Annotated in this window: 7 protein-coding genes; 2 read left to right on the top strand and 5 right to left on the bottom strand. The window is 72.1% G+C overall.

Annotation, left to right across the window (positions count from 1 at the left end; all coding sequences use genetic code 11):
* Positions 1 to 209 precede the first annotated feature (209 nt).
* Positions 210 to 686: a glycine-rich domain-containing protein gene (locus ABD811_RS05110; protein ID WP_344941507.1), complete on the top strand. Its 477-nt coding sequence runs from the start codon at positions 210 to 212 to the stop codon at positions 684 to 686.
* 4 nt (positions 687 to 690) lie between these two features.
* On the top strand, positions 691 to 1,113 hold the full coding sequence (locus ABD811_RS05105; RefSeq protein ID WP_344941504.1) for a hypothetical protein: 423 nt from the start codon (positions 691 to 693) through the stop codon (positions 1,111 to 1,113).
* An 88-nt stretch (positions 1,114 to 1,201) separates the two neighbouring features.
* Here ABD811_RS05105 and ABD811_RS05100 read toward each other — a convergent pair whose 3' ends face one another.
* The 5 genes from ABD811_RS05100 to ABD811_RS05080 are packed head-to-tail and all read right to left on the bottom strand — an operon-like array spanning position 1,202 to position 6,976.
* A complete protein-coding gene (locus tag ABD811_RS05100; RefSeq protein WP_344941501.1) occupies positions 1,202 to 1,405 on the bottom strand; it encodes a hypothetical protein in 204 nt (67 codons plus the stop codon).
* Between the two features lie 9 nt (positions 1,406 to 1,414).
* Entirely contained in the window at positions 1,415 to 2,152 is a 738-nt protein-coding gene (locus tag ABD811_RS05095) for a peptidoglycan recognition protein family protein (RefSeq protein ID WP_344941498.1), read from the bottom strand.
* A 13-nt stretch (positions 2,153 to 2,165) separates the two neighbouring features.
* Entirely contained in the window at positions 2,166 to 2,519 is a 354-nt protein-coding gene (locus ABD811_RS05090; RefSeq protein ID WP_344941495.1) for a hypothetical protein, read from the bottom strand.
* Positions 2,516 to 3,067, bottom strand: coding sequence for a hypothetical protein (locus ABD811_RS05085; protein ID WP_344941492.1), 552 nt, complete (start codon positions 3,065 to 3,067; stop codon positions 2,516 to 2,518). Before ABD811_RS05085 ends, ABD811_RS05090 begins: the two co-directional genes overlap by 4 nt.
* A gap of 12 nt (positions 3,068 to 3,079) precedes the next feature.
* Positions 3,080 to 6,976 carry a hypothetical protein gene (locus ABD811_RS05080; RefSeq protein ID WP_344941489.1) on the bottom strand — a complete coding sequence of 1,299 codons (3,897 nt, stop codon included), beginning with the start codon at positions 6,974 to 6,976 and terminating at the stop codon, positions 3,080 to 3,082.
* Position 6,977 lies beyond the last annotated feature (1 nt).

Raw genomic sequence — 6,977 nt, 5'->3', positions numbered from 1 at the left:
CGGCTTTCGTCGTCTTTCCCGCGCCGCCGCCCCTCAGACGCCGCGGCCCCGGGGCTCATGTGCGGGGTGGCCGGGGTCGCGGCCCACAGACGGCGGGGCGGGTTCCATGGCGCGGTAACCCGCCCCGCCACCGGAAGCTCCGAGGCCAGGCGCGCACTCGGGGCCGCGGAACCAACACACGGAGCGCGCCGGAAAGGCTCATGGAGCCGATGACCATCACCGAAGCGCGGCCCGTCGGGGTCGCCGACGCGAAGGACCCGCGCACGCTGGTCCCGGCGGAGGTGTTCGACGCCCTCGTCGAGGACCTGCGCCGATACCACCACGTCACCAAGGAGTACGCCGAGAGGATGCTCGGCCAGGCGCTGGTGTTCCTCAAGGCGCAGGCCGAGATCGTGCGGGCCCGTGCCGAGGGACGCCCCTGGGTCAGGATCGTCCCGACCGTGCCCGTCGACCCGGCGTGGCACGCCTTCATCCTCCGGACCCAGGCGTACCTTCGGTTCTGCCAGGAGCACGCCGGCCGGTACATCCACCACGTCCCGTTCCAGGACGAGCCGATGCTGGACGGGACGGCGCTGGAGCTGACCATCCCCGCCCTGGAGGCGACCGGGTACTACGTGGACGTCGAGTTCTGGCACGGCGAGCGCAAGCCCTGCTGCCCGCCCGAATGCAACGACATGGGCGGGTGAGACTGTGGCGCACCAGATCGCCCCTGACACCGCCGGGCGCTCGGCCGTCCAGCCGACGCATTACCACTGCTACCGGTGGTCGGCCAGCGGGCAGGAATGGGAGCGTCTCGGTCGCCAGGACACGCTCGACGTGGCCAGCCCGGAGCGGCCGCCGGTCCGGACGGTCGACTGGCTGATCAAGTCGCCCAAGTTCATCGCGGCTGTCCACGTCGACCCCGCGGCCGCCCGCGACTGGCTGATCGCCGAGTGGGACGCCGCGTGCCAGCGGGCGATGAACCCGGTGCCCGAGTGGGTGGACAGCCGGGAGCGCGCGGTGCGTGCGCTGCGGGCGATCGAGACCGGCTGCTGGCCGTCCTACAGCCAGTGGATCACCGGCGGCGTGGTCGTGATGATGTCCGTCGTGGGCACGGACGGGCGCTGCCACTGACCGCACACGAAGACGCCCCCGCCCCCGGCGAACCGGGAGCGGGGGCGTCCGGCTGTACGCGCTTCCCCACGCGCCAGCGCCGACCAGGCTACATGCGGCGCGGCGTGTGCCTGGCCAGCCAGCCCGCCGTAGCGGTCGACGCCGACGTGATGACGCCGACCACCGCGGCCTGGAGCACCTCGGAGGCACCCTCCAGCACGGGCGCCTTCACCACGACCCAGGACACGACGAACGCGGCCGCCAGCGCCGACAGGCTCGCCGCCTTGACCTTCGTCTCGACAGGTGCGGACACGGAAACCTCCTAGGTGATCGGGGCGGTCCACGCGGCCGCCCACGTCTTCGGCCCGACGATGCCGTCCACGCCGAGCCCCTTCTCTCGTTGGAAGGCCCGGCAGACCTCCTCGCTGGCCGGGCCGTACGCGCCGTCAGCGGTGATGCTCCAGCCGCGCCGGCGCATTTGGGTCTGCCACGTCTTGACGTCCGTGCCCGTCATGATCGGCGGCTGGGTGATCAGGCGTCCCGGCCACTTCGGCGCCTTCGTGCCACCGGACGGCGGCTTGGGCGCCGGCGCCGAGCCGCCGGGCGCGGGCATCCCGGCCTTGACCCACTTGTACAGCTCGTCGCCGGGACAGCTGGTCGCGGTGACGTCGCGGTGCCCGTACTTGCGCAGGGTGCCGCCCTTGCGGCGGACCGCCTCGTCGTACAGCGCGCGGATGCTGCGCTTGGCCGCGTCGGTGGCGTCCCCGTTGCGGCCGATCATGCACACGCCGATGCCCGAGGTGTTGTGGTCGGGGGCGTGCGCCCCGACGACCAGCCAGCCGCGGCCCTCGTAGATGCGGCCCTGGACGTCGACCAGGAAGTTGTAGCCGATGTCGGCCCACCCGTTGCCGTCCATGTGGTGGTTCTGGATCTGGCGGGGGGTCTGGGTGGTGGGGCCTTCGGAGTAGTGGACGACGAACTCGGTCCGCCGGGACCAGGTGGTGGTCTGGCGGTTGCGGGGCGACCGTGCGCCCCATTCGCTGCGGCTGATGATGTCCAAGGGGGTGTCCTCCCTAGTTGTTGATGACGAGCGCGATGGCGGCGATGGCGGCGGAGATGGCGCCCATGACGCAGGTCATGACGGTGCCGAGGATGGTGAGTCGTCGGCGGGCCTGCTCGTCCACCGCCGCGCGCATCCGCGCCTCACGCGCGTCCAGCTCCTCGCGCGTGACCGTCGTGCGCTCCAGCGCGTCCAGGCGCTCGTCATGGCGGCGCGTCTCGCCGACGAGGTCGTCCACACGTTGCGTGCTCTGCTGCTGTTGCTGGAGGACCAGCCGCACGTCCCCCTCGATGCGGGCCAACGCCGTCATCAGCTCGCCGCGCAGCAGCGCCAGCGTTGTATCGGTCGACGGCGGGGTCTCGCTCATGCGACCCGCCGCACGATCATGGTCGAGTTGCCGAACAGCTGTGTCGCTGTCGCGTTAGAGACGCCTTGTGCCCAGTTCAGGCCGAACGTGCCACCGTTGGTCGTGGTGACGACGCCCCATTCGTGGACGTAGAAGGCATTGGCGTTACTGCTGCGGACACCGGCGTAGATGATGCTGGTGTTGAACACGTGCACGCCCATCCGCGCCGTGATCCGGTCCGCGGTGTTGTTCTGGGCGTTGCTGCTGGGACCCATCACGCCTTTCAGCCCGGAGGCGCCCGTGGGCGTGGTCCAGCTGGTGCGGAAGTCACCGCCGGAGCCGCCGGTACCGCCGTTGGTGCCGTCGAACACGGCGGCGGCCTGGAGGTGGAACTCCACGAAGTACTGCGCGCCGGGTGCGAGCGTGGTCTGGAGGTCCGGGTCCAGGGTCAGCGTGGTCGTGGACGCCCGCCCGGTCGTGGACGGTTTGACGATCACGTTGGGCAGCATCGCGGTCAGAAGACCGGCGGTGATGCGCTGCCCGGCGGCGATCGGGGGATACGTGGGCACGCGTGTGTCCTCCTACAGGGCGGTGATCGCGGGCTGGGCCAGGCGCACATCGGCCCCGGCCGTGTGGGGCTTGGTGATGCCGTTGACGGCGCGGACGACCGTCATCCGCTGCGGGTTGTGCACGATGACCTCCCGCCACTGGAACGCGACGGGCAGCGTGTTGGTGTTGGCCGGGGGCACGTACGCCTGGACGCCGACGTCGCCGCGGGTGTGGCGGCTGTCGAACGCGCTGATGTGCCAGTCCGGCTCAGGGGTGCCGTCCGCCCAGACCTTGCCGTCCAGGCGGCCGCCCTGGATCCGCAGGCGCACCCGATACCAGGTGCCCGCGGCGACTGTGACGCCGGGGATGGTCCGCAGGGTGGTCAATCCCGAGGTCACGCCAGCGGTCTTGACCTCGAACAGGGCCCCCAGCGTGCCGTCGGGGAACAGCCCGACGACCAGCGCATACCAGTTGTTGGCCTGCTGGTCGAAGTGGCCGATCAGGTACGTGTAGAGCGCGTCGCCGGTGACCGGCGCAGCGGGAGCGGTGAGGACGGTTTCGACGTCGACGGCGGGCGCGCCGAGGGACAGCGCGGCGACGTCGGCGACGCCGCGGGCGGGGATCGTCATGCGCGCAGCACTGCCGCTGACCGAGAAATGGGAGCTGGTGCCGTAGGTCGTCCACGCGCGGCCGTCCGGCGCGGTGCCCCACCCGTTAGTAACGGTGCGGTCGAAGCCGTCGGCGATGGCCTGGTCGACGGCGGTGACGCGGACCACCTCGCCGCCGAGGGTCACCTCGAAAGGCGTCTCGCCGGGGTCGGTCGTCCAGTACGGGCCTGCGGTGGTCGCCACCATGAGCGCGGTGTCGGCGGCGCCGGCGTCGGCAAGGAGGACCGCGCCGTCGGTGTCGGCCCGCCCCAGGGTGGTGTCGCCGACGGCCCCGACGTGCCAGGGTGAGCCGGGCACGCAGTTGTACTCGATCACCCACCGCAGCGGCTCCAGCGTCTCCCGGTACCCGTTGACGATCTGGTCGATGGGGCCTGGCGGTAGCCACGGCGGGAGGTCGGTCAGGCGGATGCGTGACCGTACGTCGGTTGCCAGCGCGCCGGGGATGAGCTGCGGCTGCCGGTGCAGCTTGAGGGTGACGACGGGGAAACGGGCCTCGTCGACCGTGCCGAGGTGGAGCCGCCAGGCGGCGATGTCGGCCAGCTGGTCGTCGCTGGCGACGTTGAGAGTGACGCTTTCCTCGTACTGCCCCACACCCAGCGGAGGATCCTGGACACTGAGCGGCCCGTCCTCCTGGACGACCCGCGCCGAGGACCCTCCGTCGCGCTCGACGGTGATGTCGTTGCGGATGAGCTGGTCGTCGTCGATCGGCTCCAGGTCGGCCGCCAGCGTCGAGTACGGCAGGACGAGGGTGGGGGTGGTGTTGTAGTCGGCGGCGCGGGTTCGATACCGCAGCGCGGCGGCGTCCCGCCGGTCGTGCAGCATGCCGCCGTCAGCGTCGGCGCACTCGCCGACCAGCTCCAGCAGCGTCCGCGGGGCCTGCGGGCCCATCGGGGGCGTGTCGCCGGTGGCGCCGACCAGTTGGAGCGGCACGCCCTCCTCCCCGGCCAGCCTCGTGACGCGGGCCCCGGCGAGTTCCCCGGCGTAGGCGGTCAGCGCGGGGACGGCGGCGGCGTGCACGGCCGACAGCTGACCGGGCCCGGCCACGACCAGGTGGGAGACCTGACCGAGGCTGGTCCACCCGGGCGACCCGAGGAACGACAAGTCGTTGACGCTGATCGTGGCGACCGCTCCGGCGGTGTCGGTCAGCGTCGCCGTGCCCGGGACGCCCGGGACGCCCTGCACCACGCCGTTGACGTACCACGTGTACCGGATGTTGGAGCCCTGCTGCTGGGCGTGCAGAGTGACCAGCGCCGTCTCACGGAGGAGGCTACGCGTGACCATCTGCGGCGTCTCGAAAAGGCCGTCCCGGGTGTAGGCGTAGAACATCAAGGAACCGGCGTCGGCGGTGGAGCCGGTAAGGGCGGTGACGTAGTACTGGACGTACGTCCCAGCGCCGGGGGTGGTCCAGCCGACGACCGGGATGCTGTCCTCGGCTTCGATGGCGTCGGGGAGCGTGAGGACGAACGAGACCGTCCAGCCGCCGATGGTCGGCTGGACCACCCTCGCGGAAACCATTCCGCCCTGGGAGAAGTCGGCGGCGCCCGCCCCGCCGGGCGGCGCGCCTTCCGAGCCGAACTGCACGGGACCGGTGATCCGCATCGGCGGGTCACCGGTCAGCGCGGATGCGACCTGTGTAGAGGTGGTGCCGTCTTCCAGGGGCCAGTAGCCGGCCAGCCGCGGAGACACTGACGACAGGGCACGCGTCAGTGCCGAGCGGAGGGGTTTGGCGCCCTGGCCGAGGCGCCGGGAGATGCCCGCGGCCGAGATCGGGACCCACACGTCGTGTCCGCCGACCGTCCAGCGGGTCGGCCACTCGGACACCTCGCCGACGAACCGGTACGCGCGGCCGCCGGCGCCGTCCGGCACGCTGACCCGGATGGGCGTGTTGCGCCCGATCTTCCCGTAGTACGGCGACAGGGGATTCCTCGGCGAGTACCGGCCGTCGCGGTTGTTGATCGTCAGCGACAGCTTGGCGGGGTCGGCCTGGGCGCCCTCGTCGGCGCGACCGTGCTCGATGGTGATGGGGTCGCGGACGAAGGCGTGCTTGGTGATGTTCGTCCAGACGCCCCCGACGTTGATCTCGACGAGCACGTCGAGCCGGGCCGAGGGGAAGGACTTCACACGGTGCCCGCGGCCGCGCACGGACGCGGTCGCGGTGATGCGGCCGGTGCCCTCGGCCTCGCGGCCGCGGGCCTCACCCGTACCGCTGCTCGTCGCGGTGGCGGTGACGGTGGCGGTCCCCATCCCGCGCTTGGCGCCCTGGCCTGCGGACGTCGCAGCCGCACCGGCCGACCCGGTGCCCGCGGCGCCCTTGACGCCCGCCGCGGTGGTCGAGCTCGCCGTGCTCGCCGACCCTGCCCCGGCCGCGGCCTTGACGCCGGTCCCGCTGGTCGTCGCGGTGACCGTGATCGTCCCGGTGCCGGACGGCCCTTCGCTCTTGACACCGGTGCCGGTGACGACTGCGGATGCGGCGATAGCGCCCGCGCCCGCCGCGTGCTTGGCGCCGGAGCTCGTGACGCTCGTTTCGGCCGTAGCGCTGCCGGTCCCCATGCCGACCTTGACGCCGCTGCTGCTGGTCGCCGCGGTGGCGGTGATGGTGCCGGTGCCCTCCACACTCGACCCGGCGGGCGGTCCGATCTCGGCGGGGGTGTCGGACAGGGCGATGGTGTCCCAGTAGTGCCGCGGCCAGATCGGCGTCGTCTGGGGGTTGCTCAGCCGCAGCGAATCGGAAGTGTCCGTGCTGGCACCGACGGTGCCAGCCAGGTCGACCAGCGGGGCCGAGGTGCTGTTGCCCTGGTAGATGCGGGCGGTCGCCGCACCGGAGTTGATGACGACCTCGACGCGCAGCTCGACACCGATCGGGATCGCGCTGGGGGCGGTGGCGACGATGGTGTTGGACGCGTCGCGCAACCGCACGATGCCCGCGCTGGTGACGTCCAGGCGCCAGCGCAGCGCCGTGTCCCCCGCGCCGTACGCGTTGAGGATCGGCGTCCCGACGGACGGGTATGCGGTCAGCTCCAGGTAGCCGCGGACCGCGTAGGCGGTGCGCGTGCCGAACACACCCGACCGCCAGATGAACTGAGCGGTGGTGTTCGCCTGCTGGTCGACCTGGATACGCGGCGGCCGCGACCCGGACGCGGAGATGACGGCGGCGCCGCCGGTGGCGAGGCCGAACGGCGTGTCGCCCGGGCCGGCGGTGGACGTGGTGACGGGCGTCCCGTCGGCCAGGCCGTCACCGTTCCAGACCGCGATGATCGCCATG

The organism is Actinomadura miaoliensis, from assembly GCF_039536785.1.
GTDB classification, from domain to species: domain Bacteria; phylum Actinomycetota; class Actinomycetes; order Streptosporangiales; family Streptosporangiaceae; genus Spirillospora; species Spirillospora miaoliensis.
This window is presented reverse-complemented; position numbering and strand designations above follow the sequence as displayed.

Excerpts from the sequence above, each read along its gene's own strand:
- ABD811_RS05110 (WP_344941507.1), top strand. The coding sequence starts at position 210 with ATGACCATCACCGAAGCGCGGCCCGTCGGGGTCGCCGACGCGAAGGAC.
- ABD811_RS05080 (WP_344941489.1), bottom strand. The coding sequence starts at position 6,976 with ATGGCGATCATCGCGGTCTGGAACGGTGACGGCCTGGCCGACGGGACG.
- ABD811_RS05090 (WP_344941495.1), bottom strand. The coding sequence starts at position 2,519 with ATGAGCGAGACCCCGCCGTCGACCGATACAACGCTGGCGCTGCTGCGC.